The following is a 21,160-nucleotide window of genomic DNA, read 5'->3' as shown; positions in this document are numbered from 1 at the left end:
TCCCAGAAAGGTGTTGACTGGCAGTTTACCACCAATGAAGCAAGAATCAAACTAAAACGCCTTTACCCACAGTTTAAGGATTGATTAGGTACTAGTGTTGATAAATGAAGAATGCAATCACCGTTCGATATTTGCATATATAACGGCATACCCGGTTCGTATCGATGCTCCCAATCGCATGTGAATCCCAAAAATTCGCAGTAAAACTCTCTGGCCTTCACCTCGTCAAACATGCGAAAGACTTTAGATGCGAAAAAAGGACCGTTCGATCGGGCGATTAACGCCAGACTGCACGGTCCTTGCTTTCATTATGCTCCTTATTTCACGATGCTCTCCAAAACGTCCTCAATGATTTGTGTGCTCGCGATCGTACCGGAGTACAACCAGCTAGCCGTACTTGGGTACTCGTACACGTTACCTTTCTTAACGGCCGGAATCGCTTGCCAGATCGGATCCTTAAGCGATTCTGAACCAGAGTCTTTGTCGCTGTTCACCAGAAATAAATGATCGGCATCCAGCTCGGCCAATTTCTCGAGGGAAATAGCGTTCCAGTTACCCGTTCCTGCTGCGGAAGCTTCTTTGACAACATCAGGTACAGCAAGACCTAAGTCATTATAGAGTACCGCTCCGCTCGACAATTTATCGCTTACGATATAAAAACTCTTTTGCACGAGCCAGATTGCTGCCGCAGATTCTCCTGCAGCTGCTCCTTGCAGTTTTTCTTTCGCTACTTTTGCTTTCGAATCGTATGCATCCAATGCTTTTTGAGCCTCGTCGCTCTTTCCGAGCACTTCGCCGATTTTGAGCAATGCTTGACGCCAGTCTGCATTAATTTCATCACCTAAGGTGAATGTAGGTGCAATCTTGGCGTATTGCGAATATTTGTCGCCTTCGACCGCGCTGTTAGAGCCTACGATGATAAGATCAGGATTAAAGCTTGTTACCGCTTCAAAAGGAAGATCATAGGGAATGGTAGGAATACCGTCTAAGGAATCTTTCAAATAGTCTTGAATTCCGTTTGGAACGGACCATTGTGCAACTGGTTTTACTCCAAGCGTTACCAGGTGATCTTCTAAATAGGAAGCGATAATGCGCTGAGGGTTTGCTGGCACCGTTACTTCATTGCCGAGTGCGTCAGTCAGCTTCGTTTCAGCAGGAGCTTCTGTTGCTGCGCCGCTATTTGTTGAATCATTTGTTTTATGGCTTCCGCATGCCGCTAACCAAAGTGACAAGACCATCAAACTAATTAATACGAATAAAAATTTCCTGTTGATACGTGAAGACACTGCTAGTTCCCCCTTGTAGGACGGTATAATTTTATTGAAAGCGAAAGGCCTTCCGCTTCAAAAGTAACCTAATGATAACAATTATCATTTTCATTGTCAACTATGTTTTGAGACTACCAATCCTATGTATTAAGAGGCGGAATAGTGCCCCGCGATTGTTTCCAAGTCTGGTTTTTTTGGAGCACCCATTCTCTCTTAATTTAAAAACTCTTTTATAACACGATACAGTTCTTGCTTTTCCGATGCTTGGATGTCATGAGCAGATTCAGCAAACTCCCGGATCGTTAAATTATTGTAGATATGCTTATAATGATTTAATTCCGCATCACTAATCAATGAACCAGCCAACAACCCTCTAATTACCAATACAGGCAGGTCCAGCTTAGCGTTTAGTAGAATGGTCGTGGAGTCGCGTTGAATGCCCTTTACTGCCTGCTGTCGTATGTGTTTAATTCTGCCCGTTGGAATTACGTAATGATTAATGTAATCCTCAGCCCATTCGACTGACATTTGCTTATGCTCTGCGGGATAGTCCAATACGATAAGTGACAAAAGCCGACTTTCGTTTGTTTGTGCATAGCCTAGTGCATAAGAAACGCCGCGAGAATTACCCATCAAATGAAAGCTCTTAAGTCCTGTTTCTTGAATCACAGTTGCAAGATCTTCTACATGGTCGGTTAAGTTATAATTCGTTACAGGAGTATCGCTTTTACCGCGCCCGCGAAAGGATATGGCAATGGCTCTTCTAGGGAGTAAGTAACGAAGTAGATCCTCGTATTCTTCCGCTGTTTCCGACAGTCCTGGACAAATGATTAAGGGTGCAAGCTGAGGATCAGAATGATGAATGGAGTCCAAATAATGAATGTTTACGCCCTGGTTAGCAACTATGCCTGAGAAAAACATCGGAAGACCTCCTTTTTCTGAAAGAAAGTTACCATTAACGCTCTCTAGGAATCATAAAACATTTGTCATTGTGGTTGAATCCGATGCGGGGATAATAATCAACGGCCGAAGGTGCAGACAATAGAACTAACGAAGTTTCTGATCCGATCGCCTCTTTTACATGCTCGACCAAATGCTTGCCAATACCTAGCTTCTGATACTCGAGGTCTACTGCAAGATCCGATAAATAACAGCAATAAGAGAAATCTGTAATAGCGCGTGCAACCCCGACCATTCGATCTTGATCCCACGCTGTTATGATGATGTCTGCATTTTCGATCATTTTCTGCAAACGGTTCAAATCCTGAAAGGGACGTTTTATACCCGAATGCTCAAAAACCTGCGATAAATCCGTTGCGTTTATGGCCAGATCATTTTTATATTGAATCATGTGACTCCGCTCTCCCCTCTTTTATAATATGGCTAGCAATTCCCTTAAGCGCTCTATCGTATGCAGCGGCTTTGCTGATAATCCGTCCCGCCATGGCTGATTCACTTTGATCCATACGGTACTAAGACCGACTTTCTCAGCTCCTTCCATATCATTAACCGGGTGGTCACCTACATAAATACATTGATCAGGCTGCAGCTGCATAGCGTTAAGCGTTGCTTCGAAAATTCGCGGGTCCGGCTTTTTGCTGCCTGCTTCCTCAGATACAAGGATATAATCAAATAGCTCTCTAATGCCTAAACGGTCAATTTTTCCATATTGAATTTCATTTCGGCCATTCGTGATGAGCGCTGTTTTGTATTTGGTTCAGGTATGGCGAATAACCTCTAACGCTTGGTCCATCAGAATCGCATTGTTCACATATTCCTTCCTATAAAAAGCCATCAGTTCATCATGTTCCGGCTTCGCAAGCCAAGGCATTTCCTCCAGCAATTCGTGAAATAGTACTTTCTTATCCTTATACCCATCCTCATCTAAATCTACAATGCGTTCAAGAATCCCTTCTTTCGCATCCCAATGGCTGAAATACTGAACGATTAATGCTTGGGCAAATGCTCGAAACGTACTCGTTCTATCCAATATCGTGTTATCTAAATCAAAGATAATCGCTTTAATATCGTTCATCGTTATCCCCTCCTTATTTCCATGATTATACAACCTAAAGGGATGTTGGGGTAGTCGATATTTCACAAGTTACTTCAATTTCTTCGTAAAACGATACCCCGATGTTTCAAATCCAAGTGTTTTATAAAATTCATGGGCTCTTACTCGTTCAGGCTTAATTCCGCTTGTTAAATACAACATCGGAGAATGACGTTCCTTTGCCCACTCCTCAGCAAAGCGCACAAGAGCAGTTCCGATGCCTCTTCCTTCATATTCCTTTTTCGTAACGAGTAATGATATTTGTGTGACGAAGCCGTCCTCCTCATACGAATAGATTTGACGAATACCGATCATTCCTACCACTTTCTCTGCAATCTCTGCCACATAAGTTGCATACTCCGTTAAATTTTCTATGATGCTCATTCTATTTTTCATGCTGTCTACGGAGGTAGGATAACCAAGGTCAAACATCAGTTCTGTCATCGGAACGAGATCTTTCACTTGATAAGCGCGAATATGGATCATACTACTTCTATAGGCCTCCTCTATCAAATTTAGCCGAGAGGACTCCCACTTCTACAAAGTGGTGAGGTGAATCGGATCTTCCTGAATTCGCAAAAAAGGTCTTTGCTAAAATGTTCAAGCCTCCGAAAGAGCCGAGATTCTTAAGAATCTTACAATAGGATCATACGTACTCTCAAAGGCATAGCCAATGGGATAGAGGGGTTGGACGGTAACCAATCCGTCAACGTGTCAACTCCACTGGTGTTAAGCATCCTGAAATAAGTCAAGTTGACACACCAGAAACCCCCACTTCTTCCGTAGCGTCAGTGTAGGTAAGTGGCGGGAGTGTTCATAGCCACTTTACTGCTTCTGATCTTCGATTAACCGTGTTATCGGTTCTATCATAAGTCTTCAACTGGATAGAATCCGAAGGAGGCATCAGCTGATGGCAGGTACTATATTCAGACGGGATCTCGAGACGCAAACCGGCAGCACGAACTGGAAAAACTCCAGCTATTTATCTCAGACACACTTCAAATTTATTTACCTTCGCCTGAAACGGCAAAAGAATGGCCGTGTCCTCAGGAATGATAACGGTTCGGGGCTCAGTAATCCTATATTGGCTATCTAGCCTCAATAATTTCAGCTTGAAAGCTATAGCTCATCAATTTCGATCCATCGCTTGCTTTTGTCTGCTGTAGGCTACAACCTGTTCATACGATAAATGACCGCCGAATATGTCCAGCGCGCTGCCAATGGTAATATCCAATTTCCCGTTAGACAGCTCATCAAATTGATCCATATCAGCTATTGATCTTGCTCCGCCAGCATAGGTCGCAGGAATGCTCACCCAATCAGCAAGTGCGCTCACCAAGGTCTGTTGGATTCCGCGTTGCTTGCCTTCCACGTCCACGGCGTGAACTAGAAACTCATCACAATATTGCTCCAGAAATTGAATATTCTCTTTGTTCACTTCAAAATCGCTGAATTGTTTCCATTGATTCGTAACGACGAACCATTTGCCATCCTTCTCTTTGCAGCTAAGGTCGATAACAAGGCGATCCTTGTCCACCTCGGACACGATCTTCGACAAATGGTTTTCATTCAGCTGGCCGTCTTTGAAAATATAAGAAGTAACGATAATATGAGATGCGCCTTGCTCTAAGTAATATGAAGCATTGTCCGCGGTTATACCCCCGCCGATCTGCAGTCCACCCGGATAATGCTTTAATGCCTTCGCGGCAGCGGCTTCATTGCCTCCGCCCAGCATAATTACATGTCCGCCCATCAAAGCGTCCTTCTTGAACAATTCCGCGTAATAAGCGGAATCATATTGGGATACAAAATTTTCAATTATTTCGGTATTCAATGTTTCGCCAACGATTTGTTTCACTTTACCGTCATGCAAATCTATACAAGGTCTAAACTTCAACACGATTCCTCTATTCTGTATTTTCTATGAACGAACATTCCTATAAGAAAAATAACTTAAAACGCGGATAGAAATCAACCTTTATCGCGAAAATGCATGTGATAATGTGTCAAATCGTAATTCTGTCCGGCTTATATATTCTCTTTAGCAATCGAGTCATCTTGACAGACGCATTCATAATCGCGCTTAGTTACATTCCCCATTTGATTGGCAATTCTACAACCAAGACAGTTCATTTGGACCTCCTTAAAACTCTATATAAAACGGATGCGTGCTAGTATCCAGACATTTTTCTATGCGTTCTCTGAAGTTTTTCCAGGTGACCATATGAAGTGCTTCTTCAATCTTAAAATAGCCAACTTCCAACGCTTCTTCCGTAACCGCAGGCTCTCCGCCGACCGGCCTCGCCAAAAAGAGCGTATTACAAATACAACCGCTCACATTCTGATAAATTCCGCAAAATGTAATGATTTCAATATCAACCCCAGATTCTTCCTTTGTCTCTCGGATCGCAGCGCTGCGAATTGACTCGCCTTCCTCCACTTGCCCGCCGGGCATTTCCCATCCTCTACGCGGTCCTTTAATAAGCAAAATCTCATTGTTTTCATTTAAAACAATAGCTGCCGCAGACACGATATGCTTGGGTGTAATCACTAAGTCGCCCCCTTTATTGAACTACGCTATAGCTATGTAAATACTGATCTCTAACTGCAGCATCAAGCTCTAATTCCGAATGAATGCGTATGGCATGCTGCTTGGCTAGCCGTCCGTTAATAAAAACACAATGATGGTCGTAGCAATTCGTTTCGCGAAGAATGATTGCCAGTGCTTTCGGTAGATTTGAGGCAATGCCTTCATTATGCTCATGCATGATCCAAGCTAAGGTTTTCCAATCCAGAATGCCTTCATCGGTTTTTATCGGCGTCGGATACGCGAGCTCTTCAGGCACCTCGGCCAAATAAGCATACATGCCGCCAAATTGCGAACCGTCGCTTGTCCAAGTTACAATGCCTTTAGCTCTTTCCCGATTCAGCAATAAAATCTCTTCGCCGCGTTTAATAAAACAAATATTATATCTAAGCATTACATTACGCTCCTATCCCCTATGACTATTCAATTTATAAATCCAAGTTCATGAACTCATCTCCTTCTTTTAACTGTTCTTCACCATCGCACAGTACTTCTTCGGCGCCCTGGTTAAATAAGCTTCTTGAATGACGCCTTGTATTTCGGTCCATTCCGCATTTCGATCAAGACGTAAGCCCACCCAACCAAGATGGCCTACATAGGCAGGTCGAAAATAGATGTCCGAATCGGATTCGATTAATAGGGTTTGAACGCCCGCAGGCGCTGCGCACCATAATCCGATTATGCCGTCACCATGATGATTATGATGATATTGAACGAAAGATTTTTTTTCATTAACAAAAAAAGTGGGAGCGCCGTGACTTAATCTTTCGCTTGTGGCCGGGAATGATAAACAAAGCATTCTAATTTGTTTTAAAATAGGGCTGTAATCCTTTTCGACCGCATCCATGTTATCGAACCACCAATCTTATCCGTATAATTAAGGGATATTTTACCACGAATGACTGCTGGTCGGGTAGTATTTGAAATCATAATATTGATTTGAGCTCGGTCAAGAATTTTGAAACATTATTTGTTATGGTTTCGTTACTTCATTACCATGGAATAGAAGGCTGCTTATAAAATGATAAGCTGGTATGGATAACTTGCTTCAAGGGGATATTGACTAATTATATGCTTCGAAGTAGCCTTGCTGCGTAAACCTTTTAGGAGGAATATGTCATGCGAAAAATGATGACTTTGTCTCTAGTTCTGTTCTTGCTTTGTTCTTTATTAACAAGCTGCAGTAAAAACGTATATACAGGTGGTGGCACACCTGAGCCTAGCGATTCCATAAAGGATCTAATTGCTAGTATGTCCATGGCTGAGAAAGTAGGGCAAATGGTGATCGTCGGTCTTGAGGGACATGCTATGACGGCCGAAACGGAAGCTTTGATCGAAGATTATCACGTTGGCGGATTCATTTTGTATAAAGATAATATTTCGGATGCTTCTCAAACCGTTTCGCTGCTTAACCAACTTAAAAAGGCTAATCGATCAAATAAAGCCCCGCTTTGGCTAAGTATCGATCAAGAGGGCGGAATAGTAAACCGGATGCCTGCACAATTTACGGAGCTGCCTTCCGCCGAGCAGATTGGAAATGTTGACAATACGCAGTATTCTCGGCAAATTGGACAAGCCTTGGGGGGAATGGTTCGTTCCCTGGGCTTTAATATGAATTTCGCCCCCGTACTTGATATTAATAGCAATCCGAATAATCCGGTCATAGGAAGCCGTTCCTACGGTGCCGATCCTCAATCGGTCATCCTTCACGGTATGGAAACGATGATGGCCATACAATCGAAGAAGATTGCCGCAGTCGTGAAGCATTTCCCTGGACATGGCGATACTTCCGTCGATTCGCATCTGGAGCTGCCGGTCATCAACAAAAGCTTGACCGAGCTGCAAAACTTTGAATTGATTCCATTCAAGGAAGCGATTAAGCAAAATACGGATGCGATTATGATCGCTCATCTTCTCCTGCCTAAAGTAGACGAAAAGGATCCCGCCTCCATTTCGCATAAAGTGATTACTGATTTATTAAGAAACACCCTTCAATACGATGGGCTTGTCATAACCGATGACATGACGATGGGCGGTATAACGAAGCATTATGACGTTGGAGAAGCCGCCGTAAAGTCCGTTCAAGCAGGAAGCGATATTTTGCTCATTGGGCATGATCATAGCCTTCAGCTAGCGGTTCTTAAAGCTCTGAACAAAAGCGCGGAAGACGGTGCGATCACAGAGGAGATGCTGGATAGAAACGTCTATCGCATTTTACGATTGAAAGCAAAATACAATATAAGGGATTCTGCCGTCGATCATGTTGACATTCAATCGATTAAACGCCAAATCGAAAGCGCATTAAAAATAGCAAAAACAAAGGGCTGACCCCCAGCGGGTTAGCCCTTTGTAGGTGCTGCAAATGCTGATGCTCACAATCATTCTCTTCTCACAAAAGCTTCCTTGTTTACAATATGTTCAGGAATATCGCCTGTCAAACCCTGCAGCAAGCTGCGTGCAGCAAGCTCCGCCATCCTTGTCCTCGTCCGGATCGAAGCGCTTCCGATATGCGGTAGAGTTACTACATTCGGCAGCGATAAGAGAGGATGGTCCAGACTGACAGGTTCCTCTTCAAAGACGTCCAAACCTGCTCCCCATATCGTTCCGTCCAATAAAGCGTCATAGAGCGCCTGCTCATCCACGATGCCGCCTCGGGCCGTGTTAATTAGAATCGCCGTCGGTTTCATTCGCTTTAGCTCACGTTCCCCGATCAGATGACGCGTTTCCGGCGTGAGCGGCGTCATGATGCTGACAAAGTCGGAATGCTCCAGAAGGCTGTCCAGCTCCGTATAAACAAGCCCAAGGCTTCCTTCCAGCTCTTCTTTGCGGCTTCGGTTGTGGTACAAAACCCGCATATTGAATCCTTTTGCCCGCCTGGCCAAGGCTTCCCCGATTCTGCCCATTCCGATAATACCTAAGCTTGCCCCGTAAACATCCTGACCGGTGAGCTGCATAGGAGACCATGTCGTCCACTGTCCCGACCTTAAATAATCGGACGCTTCAACGATTCTGCGCGAGGCAGCCATCAATAAAGCAAACGTCAAATCGGCTGTCGTCTCCGTCAGGACTCCCGGCGTATTCGTCACCATGATTTGTCTGCGGCTGGCTTCCCCGACATCGATGTTGTTGTAGCCCACCGCCATATTGCTGATGACCCTTAAGCGGGGAGCGCAAGCGAGCAGCCGCGAATCAATCGCCTCGGTCAGCAGACAATATAGTCCATCGGCATCCCGCACCTTTTCCTCCAGCACATCCCGCGGAACCGGAATGCTTTCCTGCTGCCACATTTCCACATCGCAGTTTTCTGCAAGTTTAAGCAGCGCTGTTTCAGGAATTTTTCTTGTGATATATATTTTAGGCCTCATGCCTCCACATCCTTTCATCGGAACTAGCCCTTCTCACATTTCATTGCGGTCCTTATATTCAAGAAAGAGAAGCGAAGCTGCCTTCGTTCTCTTTCCCCACATGCTAATATTGGACATACACAACCTTTGTTTCTGTAAAAAATGCTTTATTCGAGCTCCCGATGGAATACGGCCCGAAGCCGGATTGCTTAACGCCGCCGAAGGGCATGTGTGCCGCACTTGCAGTCCCATGGTTAATATGAACCATCCCGCTTTCAATTCCTTCCGCAAAACGATACGCAGAGGCAAGGTTATTCGTGAAAATCGAAGCGGCCAAGCCGTAGTCGGTGGAATTGGCGACCCGAAGCGCTTCCTGCTCGTTATCAACCTCGATCACGCTTAGAACCGGGCCGAAAATCTCTTCTTTGGCGATCCGCATATCCGCAGTCACTTGGTCGAACAGCGCAGGTGTCAGATAATGCCCCCTTATATATTCGCCATCCGACAGACTTTCCCCTCCAGCAAGCAGCCGTGCACCCTCTTCTTTCCCGATTTGAATGTATTGTGCGACGGAGTCGAATTGACTTTTATTAATCAAAGGTCCCATCGTAACGTCCGGTTCCCAGGCAGGTCCTATCCGGATATGCTTCATTTCTTTCAGAAGCTCGGCTTTCAGCTCCTCCGCCTGTTCGCGCAATACAATCACCCGGCTGATGGCTGTGCAGCGCTGGCCGCTGCAGGTGAAGGCCGCGCTGACAATCTGCTTTGCCGCACTTGCCAAATCGTCGTAATTCAGAACGACCGCCGGATTTTTCCCGCCCAGCTCGAGCTGGGTCCTAACCAATCCTTTGGCGGCTATTTCTTGAATCCGAATCCCCTGCTTTGTCGATCCCGTGAAGCTGATCCCTTTCACAAGCGGGTGACCCACAAGCGAATGACCGACACGGGAGCCGCTGCCAATAACTAGGTTGATCGCCCCTTTAGGCACGCCGGCCTCGTCAAACAACTCCATCAATTTTATCGTCGCCCATGGGGTGGCGGAAGCCGGCTTGAACACAACCGTGCAGCCGTAGGCAAAAGCCGGGGCAATCTTGCGAACCGGCGTGACTACCGGGAAATTCCAGGGAGCGATCGCCGCCACGACGCCGATTGGAGATTGAATCGTTGAATTGATGACGCCCGTCCGCTCGCCGGGGAACGTGTCTCCTTCGATGCGCAGCGCTTCGCCGGCCACAAATCGGGCTTCTTTCACCGCACGACCAACCTCTCCCCTCGACTCCGCCAGCGTCTTCCCTTGTTCGGCGGACAATCGGTAAGCGAGCTCGTCGATATCTCTTTCCAGCAGGTCGGCGAACCTCAGCAGAATCGCGCTTCTCTGAGGTGCCGATGTCTGAGATAAAGCAAGGAATGCTTCATGGGCGGCCTCGACAGCCCTATGAACGTCTGCTTCCGTTGAATCTGGAAAGTAACCCAGCACCTCGTCCGATCGGGCCGCATGATGCAGAGGCAGCGTGTTTCCACTTACGCTAGTCAGCCATTCGCCATTTATAAAATTGCAATATGTTCTTCCAGAATGGCTCTCCAGCCAAGACAACATAGACATGCTTATTTCCTCCCGTCGTTCCCTGCATTTCTAATTTTCCATAACCGCTCTGCAAATATTTTTTAAATCCTCCAGCGTCGGTTTGCGCGGATTGACCGGAACATTACCGGAGAGCATGGCTTCCTCCGCAATAAAGTCCAAATGTTCCTCCCGCAGCCCGTAATCGGATAAGGATTGCGTAATGCCTACATCCTGTTTAAGCTGCCGGATGGCCGAGACGGAGCGCTCCGCCGCTTCCCGAACGGATAAGTGCTCCACCTTCTCGCCGAAAATAGCTGCGATTTCCTTAAACTTGTTCGGGTTTCCAATCACATTGAACTGCATAACCTCCGGCAGCAATATGGCATTTACCGTACCGTGAGGAATTTTGAAATGTGCGCCGAGCGGCAGCGCAAGCGCATGCGCAAGTCCGAGCCGGGTGGAATTGAATGCCATTGCGGCTATTAAGCTGGCAAGCAGCATATCGGAACGTGCCTGGATATTCTCGCCTTGCACCACCGCTAGCCGAAGGCTTCTGGCGATCATCTTCATCGCCTGCACGGCCATGCCCTCAGAAATCGGCTGGGTTGCTTTGTTAACGTAAGACTCCAATGCATGGGTCAATGCATCCATACCGGTAGCCGCCGTAATATGCGGAGGCAGACTAACGGTAAGCTCGGGATCGCAAAGAGCCAAAGTCGGACAATTATAAGGGCTTCCTACGCTTAGCTTTACTTTTGCTTTCTTATCGGATAGGACCGACCATATCGTTACTTCGCTCCCCGTCCCGGCTGTTGTTGGTACGGCTATAACCGGAGCCGCTTGATGCACAACCTTATTTATCCCGACATAGTCCCGGATATGGCCTTCATTTGTCAGCATAATACCGATCGCTTTCGCGGTATCCAGCGAGCTTCCTCCCCCGACACCGACAACGAGATCACAACCTTCCTGCTTGGCCAGCGCAAGTCCCTTTTCAACGGATCCGATATCCGGATCAGCTTCGATTTCTGAGAATACGGCAAAAGGAATATCCGCCGACTTGAGTGGCGCTGTCAGTCGGTCGACAACGCCGGCCAGAACGACTCCCGGATCCCCTACAATCAATACCTTTGTGCCTCCAAGCGCTTTCACATGCCCGGCCAGCTCTCGGATGGCCCCAATGCCAAACTCGATTACAGTAGGAATTTCATAGCGAAAGGAATGATTTAATAGCATCATGCAGACTCCTCATTTGAATAGTTTTGGCATGCGGCTTCCGCTAACGAAACGCCGTACGAGCGTCCGATGGCATCCAGCTCTTTTACTACCTGCACAGGAAGCTCAATGCCATTTTTTTTGCGCTCAACCGTGCGTCTGTGCTCAATCTCGCCGGGGATCAATATTTCTTCTACGCCGGGCGCTTTCGGTTCCCGCTTAATTTCCCGGATATACTGATCCATGCGGGCCTTAAAGTGCTCTACGGGTAAAAACCGTTTAATGTCCACGGCTATGAACAAGTGTCCGACATTTTGCGGCTCGTTCCAATTTTCATACATGTTATTGACGTATTTCCCGAAACCTGCCCCCGTTAGAACGCCGCTTAAAATGTCGATAAACATCGATATGCCGTACCCTTTTGCCCCGCCAAGCGGCAGTACGGATCCTTCCAAAGCCGCTTGCGCATCCGTGGTCGGGTTACCTTCCTTATCGATGGCCCAGCCAAAGGGGATATCCTCTCCTTTTTGCGCGGACACGATAATTTTGCCGCGCGCCACGACGCTTGTTGCCATGTCTAGAATATAGGGAAGTTCCTCATTGCTCGGCACGCCGACGGCTAAAGGGTTTGTTCCAATAAAAGGCCGTACCCCGCCGGTTGGCGGCATCGTTTGCGATGCATTGGACATGACGAGCAGAATCATATCGCGCTCAATGGCCTTCATCGCGTAATAAGCGCCTGTACCAAAATGATTCGACCCTTTGACGCCAACGATTGCTGCGCCGTTCTGCTCCGCTTTGCCAAGCGCAAGCGTGAGCGCGTTCATGCCGATAACAGCCCCGAAATTGTTATGTCCGTCAATAAGGATCGTAGCATTGCTTTCAGAAACGATTTCAACCTCAGCAAAAGGATCGATCATGTTTTTTTCGACTCGCTTCAAATAGATGGGGGTCCGGACAACACCATGAGAATCAACGCCGCGCAGATCCGCTTGTATTAACGATTCAGCCACGATGGCAGCGGAGCCGGCTGGAACGCCCGCCTTCTGGAAAACTTGTTGACAAAATTGCTGCAGCTTTAACCAATTATATCTTGTTGGCATTGTCAACAAATTCACACCCCTTCTGTTTCAACAAATCATCAATCCAGCGCCTGTCTATCGTCTCTTCCTGAATCGATTTCAAAATCATTTCTTCCTTCTTCTGCTGCTCTTTCACGAGCTCAAGCACTTCTTCCGCCAATGCCGATGGAATAACAGCCAGACCGTCCTCGTCTCCGACAAGAATATCGCCGGGGTGGACAACCATTCCACCGACAGAAACCTGTACATTGATTTCCCCCGGACCATCCTTATATGGCCCTCGATGCGTAATCCCTCTAGCGTAGACGGGAAAGTCGTTGTTTTTGAACGCTTCCGTATCGCGAATGCTGCCATCGATCACAAAGCCGGCCAATCCCTTCTTTTGGGCGAGCCGCATCATAATTTCCCCGACGATCGCGTTCGTCAAATCGCCGCCCGCGTCCACGACGATGATATCTCCCGGCTCAGCCAAATCAATAGCCTTGTGCACCATAAGGTTATCACCGGGTCTCGTCTTGACGGTTATGGCCGTCCCAACTAATTTCCCCCCCTTGTGATAGGGCCTTAAGCCGGAACAGACGGCATGCAGCCGATTTAAATTATCGCTAATATGCGGGGTTACCACATCGATGTATTGTGCGATGATTGCCTTAGCAGGTCGTTTGTTCAAGGGCATAATGCGGAATCCAATATTAGCCAAATTAACTCCTCCTTAAAGTTTTGTGAAGCTTGGCTTCCTGAATAAAGATCGCAACAAAACTCGCATCGGAAGTATACGCTTAAATTCGAGATTATTGCCTAGCCTTTAAGACCGCCAGTGGTAATCCCTTCAATTAAATAGCGTTGGAAGAAAATAAATACCGTAAAGAGCGGGATCAAGGATAGCGTCGACATCGCGAACAGCGCTCCCCATGAGTTTTGTCCCATCGCATCCAGAAACATCCGCAATCCTAAGGCTACGGTGTATAGTTGAATTTCGCTAATATAAAGTAGCTGTCCAAAGAAATCGTTCCAGATCCAGATAAACGTGAAAATCGTAGTCGTAATAATGGCCGGCAGCGCGAGCGGCATAATCAAATACAGATACATCTTGATCGGTCCGCAGCCGTCAATCTTAACCGCTTCGTCCAAATCGCGAGGAATGGAACGGACAAACTGAACGATGAGGAAAACAAAGAACCCTTCCACGGCAAGAAATTTGGGCAGAATTAGCGGCCAATACGTATTGATCAAATCCAGCTTATTAAAAATGATATATTGAGGAATAACGGTAACATGAAACGGCAGCATCATCGTCACAAGCATAATGGCGAACCATAGCTTTCTTAGCGCGAATTCCAGCCGTGCGAACGCATAGGCCGCCATCGAACATGCAATGATATTTCCGATAATGCACATGGCCACTAAGAAAAAAGTGTTGGCGAAAAATTTGTCAAAGCCGATGCCGGACAATCCTGCCCAGCCCTGACTATAATTTTCAAAGGTAAACGTCGTCGGGAAAAAAGAAATGCTCTGGAAAATTTCCGTATTCGGTTTGAATGATGCGCTTATCAGCCATAACAACGGGTAAATCATGGCAAAACCTGCGAGGATAATGACCATATGGATAAATAGGGCATTGAGCTTGGGCGACGAAGCCGATTTATCGTGATAAATCAGACCTGTAACCACTTGCGGATTCGCTTTTTTCACATCATCACCTCTATTCCTGATAGTAAACCCATTTCTTGGATGTAACGAAAACGAGTGCCGTTAAGATCGAAATCATAATGAGCAAAAACCATGCCATTGCCGAAGCGTAGCCCATTTGGAAATGGCCAAAGCCCTTCTGATAAAGATACAGCGTGTAAAATAACGTGGAGTCAAGCGGCCCGCCGCTGCCTCCGCTTACAATATAGGCCGGCGTAAAAGCCTGAAACGCTGCGATGATCTGCATAACGAGATTAAAGAAGACGACAGGCGTAATCAACGGCAGCGTAATCTTCAAAAATTGCTTCCATTTGCCTGCCCCGTCAATTTTAGATGCCTCATATAGCTCGACTGGAACCTGCTTCAAGCCCGCCAAGAAGATGACCATAGGAGCACCGAACTGCCATACCTTCAAAATAATAAGCGTATACAGCGCTGTATCGGGCGTCGCAATCCAGTTCATGCCTTCAATGCCGAAATGGGATAGAATGACGTTGACGACACCCTCACGTCCGAACAGCTGTCTCCAAAGCAGCGCGATCGCCACGCTTCCGCCAAACAGAGAAGGCACGTAATAGATAGCGCGGTAAAACTTGATGCCTCGGATGCCTCGATTTAACAGAAGCGCAACGGAAAGCGCAAATATGAGCTGAAGCGGAACGCCTAGAAATACGTAAGAAATCGTTACCTTTATGGCGCTTTGCCATTTACTGTCCTGCATCATGCTGGAGTAGTTTTCAAAGCCGGCCCAAACCGGTGATGTAAACATATCGTAATTCGTGAACGATAAATAGAGCGAGGCTCCCATCGGGATAGCGCTTAAAGCGAATAGTCCAAAGAGCCACGGGGTTAAGAAGAAATATCCGACCCAATTTCGCTTCCAAAAGCTTTTAAGTTTTTCCATGCGACTAACCCCTTCTCTCAAAAGAATGGAAGAAAGGCAGCCCCTTCTTCCATTCAGCTGGTGAGTTTTTACGGTAAAAGACTCTTTATTTCAAAACACTTTCAGCCGTCTTCATGAAACCGTCAGCCGCCTGCTCAATCGTCAATTTGCCAAATGCGATGGAGGTAGAGTTATCCTTGAAAGCCTGCTCAATCTCTGCTGCACCAAGCGGCGCATACACCGCAGGGCTCGAGTAAGGCAGAGTCTCTTGGATGAAGGCAACCGCACGCTGCTGCGCTGGATCAAGAAGAGGCTTCACGAATTCACTCATCTTCGTGGAAGCAGGAGAGCCTTGCTCTACCTTAAACAATTCCAACGATTTTTCGGAGTTAATAAAGAAGTTGATGAACATGGCCGCTTCTTTCGGATGTTCCGATTTTTTGGTGATACTCAGGTACGCTCCTTCAATATATTCGCCGTTCTCTCCGCCCTCTTTGCGGGGCATACGTACCATCCGGATTTCACCGGATTTAAATTGCTGCTGATACAGGTAAATTTGGTTTGCAGGGATTTGCGTAATTGCCGTTAGACCCTTTACAAACATGTTTTGCTCCAGCGGCGCATTTTCGTACTCCGTACCCGTCGTTGCATCCGGAATGGCGCCCTTCTGGCGCAGTCCGTCCCACATCGTCCACCATTCGACCAACGTTTCCTTCGTAAATCCCAGCTTGCCGTCCTCCGTATACAAATCTTGGCCGCTCTGACGCAGGAAATACCGGAAGTTTGGCTGCGGCTGTCCGCCTCCTCCATCAGGTGCTCCCCAGATGTTTTTTGAACCGGATTTCTCTTTAATTTCCGTTACCTTGGCGACAAAATCATCCCATGTCCAGTTCATGTCCGGGTAAGCGACGCCTAGTTCATCGAACAGCGCCGTATTATAAGCCCAGCCCGGCATCGTTACGCCTTTAGGAACCATATAAAGAGTATCGTTAATTCTTCCGCTATTGATGGCCGCTTCCGGATAGTCCACCAAATTCAGTTCACCCGAGGAAACAACCGTTTCCAGATCGACGAGAGCATCTCTTCGCGCATAGTCGGATACATAGAATTGATGCATGCTGACGACGTCAGGCGCATTGCCGCCCGCGATTTGCGTAGTCAGACGATCCCAGTAATCTCCCCATCCGCCAAATTCGCGCTTTACCGTAATATGCGGATATTCTTCTTCAAAACGGTCTGCAATGGCGTTGTAAACTTCATTGCGCTTCGTATCGCCCCACCAAGTAAAACGAATTTCAACAGGTTCTTTCTTTTCATCCTGTGCAGCTGGTTCATTCGCAGCTTGATTATTGCTAGGCTCATTTACAGCGTTTTCAGACTGCGAATTGTTATTGGAACTGCCGCATGCGGCTAAACCGAAAATAAGCACTGTAGAAATAAATGTTAATAAGAAAGCTTTCATAACTTTATGCATGGGTAAACCTCCCTTTAGTTACGTTTACGATTAACCTAGGATAGAATTGATTTGCCGATTGCCGAGAAATCCAGATCTCCGCTGTCCCGTTCCGCGCTTTTATACATTTCCAAAGCAGCCTGTGCCAGCGGCAACTCTAAATCCGCTGCTTCGTTTACTGCAATTTGAACATCCTTCTTCATTAAAGAAAGCTTAAAGCCAGGATTGAAGTTGCGATTGGTCAAGCTGTCCAGCTTATTCATGAACATCCATGACGCACCGGAGCTGCTGCCGATCACTTGTTTCAACACGCTGCTGTCGACGCCGAGCTTCTCGGCTAAGGCAGCGGCTTCAGCAGAAGCAACCATATGGATGCCTGCCAGCATCTGATTAATTGCTTTAATCGCCTTTCCGGCTCCAATCGCACCGACTGGATAAATGTTTTTCGCCATGGCCTCCAGAATCGGAAGGACTTGCTCCAGCACCCGGGTCTCTCCGCCAGCCATCACAGTCAGTGTTCCTTGTTCAGCACCGATTGTTCCGCCGCTGACAGGCCCGTCAAGCACCTGGGCCCCTTTCGCAGAATAAACCGCTCCGACTTTTTTCATCATCGCAGGAGAACCGGATGTCATCTCGATTAAAATCATTCCAGGCTTTACACTGCTCAGTACTTCATCAGAGAGGAGTACGCTTTCCATCTCCCTATCTGTGGGCAAAATCGTAATTAGTACATCACAATGAGAAACGACCTCGCCGACCGAGGAATGTTCGGTAGCCCCCGCCCCAGCTAACAAATCCACCGGAATTCTGTTCCGGTTTGCCGTTATATGCAGTTCAAAACCATTTTTAATCAGATTTTGAGCCATCGGAAGCCCCATAGCCCCTAATCCGATGAACCCTATACGTTTTGATGCCACCGTTACCATCCCCGTCTGGAGAGGGCTAATCTCATCATTAGCCCTCAATTTGATCTATTTATTTAATCATGCTATATTTAATTTAAGTTTGTTTTTCTGACGCAGGTTACCCAAGCTCGAACGGCCGGTTCAGCATGGGAAACCTGTTTTTTTATTACGGATTATAAAACCGACTCATCAAGCTCCCAGCCTAACTTTTCGTACAATCTCCGTCTTCCCGCTTTGTCGCCTTTCAGCTCTTGATGCGCATATTTAGCGACTTCATAGGCCAATTTTCTTGGAACGACGACGACTCCGTCTCCGTCTGCCACTACAATATCGCCGGGGTAAATCGCTACACCGCCGATTGCTACAGGTACATCCTTCTCATGGAAGCGGATACGGGCCTGGTCCATACCTTGAGATATAAATTGCGACCAAACCGGTATGCCTTGCATAATCACTTCATCGGTATCTCTTATCCCGCCGCCATTCGTTAAGTATCCTTGCGCACCCTTGAGTTTAAAGTCCAACGTGTTATTCGAGCCAAGGATACCAACATCCACGCCGGCAACGTCCATGACAATGAAGTCGCCTTCAACAATATCATGACCCCACGGATCGTTACAAACCTCTTTATAATACCATTTCGCCCATTCGGTATACTCATCTCCGGTCAGTTTAGGCGCAGGTCCTTCAAAGGGCAAATACCGAGCCGTTCTTGCGATACCTACCGCTCTGGTACGGAACAATGGACGGATATTGTGGTGTACCGTTCCATAACCGTGCATGCCGGCCCAGTCCATACCGTCGCGAACGTCGGTAACCCGCAAATCCTTGTAAAGTTCTAGCAGCTCCTGTCTTTCGTCTTTTACCGCTTCTTCTTTTACCGCTTTGTTTTCTGCCATTTTTCTTCTCCTCTTTTCATTTCATTTTTTAGTAAGCCCCATGATAAACCAAAAGTAAGTTCAGTTCTTTTTCTCGCCGCATCACCTCCCTAAATAATAGGTAGAAAAGGGTAACACCCTTCCTTCTTTATGTCTTAGGTATAGCACCGCAGGAAATGCGGACGATTAATTCAGGCTCGAGGACGACCGTTGCAGGTAGTGGTTTACTCTTTGATTGAAACAAATCGATCAAACTTTGAGCAGCCCTCTGACCCATCTGATAGCCTGGTTGCCTGATCGTCGTTAATGGGGGGTCAAGATACTTGGACCAAATGGTTTCATCGTAACTGACAATCGCGATTTGCTCTGGAATTTTTAAATTCATATCCTTTATTGCACCGATGACTTCAAGCGTAACCATAGTATTCGTAGAGAATATGGCGTCAATATCCGGATGTTTTCGCAAAAAGCGCTTGATGTACTCTTTCTGGTCTTTGCCTTCCTCCAATTCCATAATGATATAGTCCGCTTCGGTAAAACCATTGGCCAAAAACGCTTTCTTGTAGCCTTCGAGGCGTTCCTTCCAGGTGCTCACAAAAGGGTTTTTAAACAAGGATACAGCTACCCTTTTCCTCCCGTATTTGAGCAAATGATTAACCGCGATATAAGCGCCTTTCACATTGTCGACGACTACTCCGTATGCGTTTTCATTTTGGATTCTCCTGTTAACGATGACCATCGGATAGTTCTGGTCGATTAGTTTATCGTATAAGTCCGGATTTTTGCATGTCGGATTAATAATCACGCCATCGACTTGCCGCATTTGAAACTCTTTGATGAATTCTTCTTCCATCTCGGGATTTTCATTCGAGTTGCAAATCATCAAATTATAGCCCAGTTCACGGCAAGTATCCTCGACGCCCTCCAATACGGTTGACCAAAACGGGTTCTTTAAATTGGACAGCATAATTCCGATCACATTCGTCCTCATCGACTTTAAGCCTTTAGCCAATGCGTTTGGACGATACTCCAGCTCCTTTATCGCCATGAGAACCTTTTCTCTCGTTTCCGCAGTGGTGTGAGCATAGTTCTCGTTTAAGATGCGGGAGACAGTCGTTTTTGAGACATTAGCCTTTTTAGCTACATCGCCTATGGTCACTTTCAAAGCTATCATCACTCCCTGCTATCGTTTTGGAAATCGATACACCAGAATTCCAAAAAAATAAGCGCTTGCAAATCGCTTATAAATCATAAAATGAAGGTTTTTTTTGTTTTCTTGGAAACCGATACACTAACTGATTTCTAATTTACACCATCCCGAAATGGTTGTCAATTCAATCATAAGAATTTATTTTAATTTTCCTTGAATATTTCTACCATCGTACAACGATCAATGGGTTTCAATAGTTCGAGCATGGCCGCATTATTGACGAGACAAATCATTTCGAATTGATCATAAGGAATGGTTCCGATAATAGATTTTACTATCAACTCTATTTCAAATATTTGGCTTAAATCAAAAGTGGCATGATGATAATTCGAATAAAGAGCTTCTAAATCAGAGGATGATCTGAACAATCCGCAAACATGATGACCCTCTGCCAAAAGCATTTTAGCAAGACTTTCTCCAATTCCTCTAGTGGTACCTGTAATAAGAAAAAACTTCTGCTCATAGCATTATCCCTCCTTATCCACTGTCTTAAATCTAATTATATAACTTAAAAATTAAATCCAAAGCAAGACCTTATGATCTGCTTGTATGTAAAGGAATGCTTACAAATGCTGCACTTTTGCATAATTTTCATTCTTTAGACGATAAAAATCCATTTAAAATCTTTTTTCATAACACCGGCTTGTTTCACTGTCTACATACTCTCCGAACTTTTCGGTAGGATAGTAGCCATTCTTCTTATAAAAGCTAACAGCTTCTACCTGCTCTTCTCCCGTTTCCAACTTTATGCTTTTATACTTCGCTTCCCTTGCTCTTGCCTCAAGCTCTATTAAAATCATTTTAGCAATTCCTTTATTACGATATGCCTCTTCAACGAAAAATCGCTTTAACTCGGTGGATTCTTGATCGATAGGTCTGATCGCGCCGCAACCAACTGGAGTATCATTTAAATACGCGACGATAAATACAATTTCGTTTATTTTCAAATCCTCAAAATCCACCCCAAAAATCTCATCAGCCGGGTAAAGCTTACTCAAGTAATGATCCAGCTTCGCAATTAGCTTTTGT

24 protein-coding genes and 2 pseudogenes are annotated in these 21,160 nt (G+C 46.1%); 2 read left to right on the top strand and 24 right to left on the bottom strand.

From position 1 onward, the window contains the following. Nucleotides 1-98: 98 nt before the first annotated feature. The 7 genes and pseudogenes from L1N85_RS01820 to L1N85_RS01790 form a co-directional block, all read right to left on the bottom strand. Nucleotides 99-233 (bottom strand): annotated as a pseudogene (locus tag L1N85_RS01820) (glyoxalase superfamily protein); the annotation flags it as partial. Between the two features lie 84 nt (nt 234-317). Continuing rightward, the gene (locus L1N85_RS01815; protein WP_235234369.1) at nt 318-1,238 is read right to left on the bottom strand and encodes an ABC transporter substrate-binding protein; all 921 of its coding nucleotides are present in this window, start codon (nt 1,236-1,238) and stop codon (nt 318-320) included. Between the two features lie 243 nt (nt 1,239-1,481). Continuing rightward, nucleotides 1,482-2,189 (bottom strand): alpha/beta fold hydrolase, encoded by a 708-nt coding sequence (locus tag L1N85_RS01810; RefSeq protein ID WP_235234302.1) that lies wholly within the window; start codon nt 2,187-2,189, stop codon nt 1,482-1,484. Nucleotides 2,190-2,223: 34 nt separating this feature from the next. Beyond that, nucleotides 2,224-2,619, bottom strand: coding sequence for a GNAT family N-acetyltransferase (locus L1N85_RS01805; protein ID WP_235234300.1), 396 nt, complete (start codon nt 2,617-2,619; stop codon nt 2,224-2,226). Between the two features lie 21 nt (nt 2,620-2,640). Then, a pseudogene (locus L1N85_RS01800) lies at nt 2,641-2,970 on the bottom strand (HAD family hydrolase); the annotation flags it as partial. 15 nt (nt 2,971-2,985) lie between these two features. After that, the gene (locus L1N85_RS01795; RefSeq protein WP_235234299.1) at nt 2,986-3,303 is read right to left on the bottom strand and encodes an HAD family hydrolase; all 318 of its coding nucleotides are present in this window, start codon (nt 3,301-3,303) and stop codon (nt 2,986-2,988) included. 69 nt (nt 3,304-3,372) lie between these two features. Next, nucleotides 3,373-3,807 carry a GNAT family N-acetyltransferase gene (locus L1N85_RS01790; protein ID WP_235234297.1) on the bottom strand — a complete coding sequence of 145 codons (435 nt, stop codon included), beginning with the start codon at nt 3,805-3,807 and terminating at the stop codon, nt 3,373-3,375. A gap of 424 nt (nt 3,808-4,231) precedes the next feature. Between L1N85_RS01790 and L1N85_RS01785 the strand changes: the two genes are divergently transcribed. Beyond that, a complete protein-coding gene (locus tag L1N85_RS01785; protein ID WP_235234296.1) occupies nt 4,232-4,417 on the top strand; it encodes a hypothetical protein in 186 nt (61 codons plus the stop codon). Between the two features lie 33 nt (nt 4,418-4,450). On the opposite strand, the gene hisA is transcribed toward L1N85_RS01785, so the two are convergent. The 4 genes from hisA to L1N85_RS01765 form a co-directional block, all read right to left on the bottom strand. Continuing rightward, nucleotides 4,451-5,218 carry a phosphoribosylformimino-5-aminoimidazole carboxamide ribotide isomerase gene (gene hisA, locus L1N85_RS01780; protein WP_235234294.1) on the bottom strand — a complete coding sequence of 256 codons (768 nt, stop codon included), beginning with the start codon at nt 5,216-5,218 and terminating at the stop codon, nt 4,451-4,453. 246 nt (nt 5,219-5,464) lie between these two features. Beyond that, nucleotides 5,465-5,872, bottom strand: a complete 408-nt coding sequence (locus L1N85_RS01775) for an NUDIX hydrolase (RefSeq protein ID WP_235234289.1) — start codon at nt 5,870-5,872, stop codon at nt 5,465-5,467. A 13-nt stretch (nt 5,873-5,885) separates the two neighbouring features. Continuing rightward, on the bottom strand, nt 5,886-6,302 hold the full coding sequence (locus L1N85_RS01770; RefSeq protein WP_235234287.1) for an NUDIX hydrolase: 417 nt from the start codon (nt 6,300-6,302) through the stop codon (nt 5,886-5,888). A gap of 69 nt (nt 6,303-6,371) precedes the next feature. Then, entirely contained in the window at nt 6,372-6,755 is a 384-nt protein-coding gene (locus tag L1N85_RS01765; RefSeq protein WP_235234285.1) for an MmcQ/YjbR family DNA-binding protein, read from the bottom strand. A 272-nt stretch (nt 6,756-7,027) separates the two neighbouring features. Here L1N85_RS01765 and nagZ point away from each other — a divergent pair, with 272 nt between their 5' ends. After that, nucleotides 7,028-8,236: a beta-N-acetylhexosaminidase gene (nagZ, locus tag L1N85_RS01760; RefSeq protein ID WP_235234271.1), complete on the top strand. Its 1,209-nt coding sequence runs from the start codon at nt 7,028-7,030 to the stop codon at nt 8,234-8,236. 50 nt (nt 8,237-8,286) lie between these two features. Here the strand turns inward: nagZ and L1N85_RS01755 are convergent, their stop codons facing one another. The 13 genes from L1N85_RS01755 to L1N85_RS01700 form a co-directional block, all read right to left on the bottom strand. Next, entirely contained in the window at nt 8,287-9,273 is a 987-nt protein-coding gene (locus tag L1N85_RS01755; RefSeq protein ID WP_235234269.1) for a 2-hydroxyacid dehydrogenase, read from the bottom strand. A gap of 103 nt (nt 9,274-9,376) precedes the next feature. Further along, complete coding sequence (locus tag L1N85_RS01750; RefSeq protein WP_235234268.1) at nt 9,377-10,855, bottom strand: aldehyde dehydrogenase family protein; 1,479 nt, start codon at nt 10,853-10,855, stop codon at nt 9,377-9,379. Nucleotides 10,856-10,885: 30 nt separating this feature from the next. Continuing rightward, nucleotides 10,886-12,055 carry an iron-containing alcohol dehydrogenase gene (locus L1N85_RS01745; protein WP_235234267.1) on the bottom strand — a complete coding sequence of 390 codons (1,170 nt, stop codon included), beginning with the start codon at nt 12,053-12,055 and terminating at the stop codon, nt 10,886-10,888. Further along, on the bottom strand, nt 12,052-13,134 hold the full coding sequence (locus L1N85_RS01740; RefSeq protein WP_235234364.1) for an Ldh family oxidoreductase: 1,083 nt from the start codon (nt 13,132-13,134) through the stop codon (nt 12,052-12,054). The genes L1N85_RS01745 and L1N85_RS01740 overlap by 4 nt, the downstream gene beginning before the upstream one ends. Continuing rightward, entirely contained in the window at nt 13,118-13,813 is a 696-nt protein-coding gene (locus L1N85_RS01735; protein ID WP_235234266.1) for an RraA family protein, read from the bottom strand. The genes L1N85_RS01740 and L1N85_RS01735 overlap by 17 nt, the downstream gene beginning before the upstream one ends. A gap of 98 nt (nt 13,814-13,911) precedes the next feature. Then, entirely contained in the window at nt 13,912-14,715 is an 804-nt protein-coding gene (locus tag L1N85_RS01730; RefSeq protein WP_235234362.1) for a carbohydrate ABC transporter permease, read from the bottom strand. 100 nt (nt 14,716-14,815) lie between these two features. Beyond that, nucleotides 14,816-15,706, bottom strand: a complete 891-nt coding sequence (locus L1N85_RS01725) for a carbohydrate ABC transporter permease (RefSeq protein ID WP_235234265.1) — start codon at nt 15,704-15,706, stop codon at nt 14,816-14,818. Between the two features lie 85 nt (nt 15,707-15,791). Further along, the gene (locus L1N85_RS01720; RefSeq protein WP_235234264.1) at nt 15,792-17,159 is read right to left on the bottom strand and encodes an ABC transporter substrate-binding protein; all 1,368 of its coding nucleotides are present in this window, start codon (nt 17,157-17,159) and stop codon (nt 15,792-15,794) included. Between the two features lie 35 nt (nt 17,160-17,194). After that, nucleotides 17,195-18,064 (bottom strand): NAD(P)-dependent oxidoreductase, encoded by an 870-nt coding sequence (locus L1N85_RS01715; protein ID WP_235234262.1) that lies wholly within the window; start codon nt 18,062-18,064, stop codon nt 17,195-17,197. 152 nt (nt 18,065-18,216) lie between these two features. Continuing rightward, entirely contained in the window at nt 18,217-18,942 is a 726-nt protein-coding gene (locus L1N85_RS01710) for an RraA family protein (protein ID WP_235234255.1), read from the bottom strand. A 127-nt stretch (nt 18,943-19,069) separates the two neighbouring features. Continuing rightward, complete coding sequence (locus L1N85_RS01705) at nt 19,070-20,080, bottom strand: LacI family DNA-binding transcriptional regulator (RefSeq protein ID WP_328285136.1); 1,011 nt, start codon at nt 20,078-20,080, stop codon at nt 19,070-19,072. A gap of 194 nt (nt 20,081-20,274) precedes the next feature. Beyond that, nucleotides 20,275-20,574, bottom strand: a complete 300-nt coding sequence (locus L1N85_RS27790) for an SDR family NAD(P)-dependent oxidoreductase (protein WP_407946302.1) — start codon at nt 20,572-20,574, stop codon at nt 20,275-20,277. Between the two features lie 174 nt (nt 20,575-20,748). Further along, the gene (locus L1N85_RS01700; protein WP_235234247.1) at nt 20,749-21,129 is read right to left on the bottom strand and encodes a GNAT family N-acetyltransferase; all 381 of its coding nucleotides are present in this window, start codon (nt 21,127-21,129) and stop codon (nt 20,749-20,751) included. Nucleotides 21,130-21,160 lie beyond the last annotated feature (31 nt).

The organism is Paenibacillus alkaliterrae (assembly GCF_021532375.1).
Classification (GTDB): Bacteria; Bacillota; Bacilli; order Paenibacillales; family Paenibacillaceae; genus Pristimantibacillus; species Pristimantibacillus alkaliterrae.
This window is presented reverse-complemented; position numbering and strand designations above follow the sequence as displayed.

Coding starts and splice junctions, on each gene's coding strand:
- L1N85_RS01815 (WP_235234369.1), bottom strand. CDS start 1,238: ATGGTCTTGTCACTTTGGTTAGCGGCATGCGGAAGCCATAAAACAAAT.
- L1N85_RS01810 (WP_235234302.1), bottom strand. CDS start 2,189: ATGTTTTTCTCAGGCATAGTTGCTAACCAGGGCGTAAACATTCATTAT.
- L1N85_RS01805 (WP_235234300.1), bottom strand. CDS start 2,619: ATGATTCAATATAAAAATGATCTGGCCATAAACGCAACGGATTTATCG.
- L1N85_RS01795 (WP_235234299.1), bottom strand. CDS start 3,303: ATGAACGATATTAAAGCGATTATCTTTGATTTAGATAACACGATATTG.
- L1N85_RS01790 (WP_235234297.1), bottom strand. CDS start 3,807: ATGATCCATATTCGCGCTTATCAAGTGAAAGATCTCGTTCCGATGACA.
- L1N85_RS01785 (WP_235234296.1), top strand. CDS start 4,232: ATGGCAGGTACTATATTCAGACGGGATCTCGAGACGCAAACCGGCAGC.
- L1N85_RS01770 (WP_235234287.1), bottom strand. CDS start 6,302: ATGCTTAGATATAATATTTGTTTTATTAAACGCGGCGAAGAGATTTTA.
- L1N85_RS01765 (WP_235234285.1), bottom strand. CDS start 6,755: ATGGATGCGGTCGAAAAGGATTACAGCCCTATTTTAAAACAAATTAGA.
- nagZ (WP_235234271.1), top strand. CDS start 7,028: ATGCGAAAAATGATGACTTTGTCTCTAGTTCTGTTCTTGCTTTGTTCT.
- L1N85_RS01755 (WP_235234269.1), bottom strand. CDS start 9,273: ATGAGGCCTAAAATATATATCACAAGAAAAATTCCTGAAACAGCGCTG.
- L1N85_RS01750 (WP_235234268.1), bottom strand. CDS start 10,855: ATGTCTATGTTGTCTTGGCTGGAGAGCCATTCTGGAAGAACATATTGC.
- L1N85_RS01745 (WP_235234267.1), bottom strand. CDS start 12,055: ATGATGCTATTAAATCATTCCTTTCGCTATGAAATTCCTACTGTAATC.
- L1N85_RS01740 (WP_235234364.1), bottom strand. CDS start 13,134: ATGCCAACAAGATATAATTGGTTAAAGCTGCAGCAATTTTGTCAACAA.
- L1N85_RS01730 (WP_235234362.1), bottom strand. CDS start 14,715: ATGGTCATTATCCTCGCAGGTTTTGCCATGATTTACCCGTTGTTATGG.
- L1N85_RS01725 (WP_235234265.1), bottom strand. CDS start 15,706: ATGGAAAAACTTAAAAGCTTTTGGAAGCGAAATTGGGTCGGATATTTC.
- L1N85_RS01720 (WP_235234264.1), bottom strand. CDS start 17,159: ATGCATAAAGTTATGAAAGCTTTCTTATTAACATTTATTTCTACAGTG.
- L1N85_RS01715 (WP_235234262.1), bottom strand. CDS start 18,064: ATGGTAACGGTGGCATCAAAACGTATAGGGTTCATCGGATTAGGGGCT.
- L1N85_RS01710 (WP_235234255.1), bottom strand. CDS start 18,942: ATGGCAGAAAACAAAGCGGTAAAAGAAGAAGCGGTAAAAGACGAAAGA.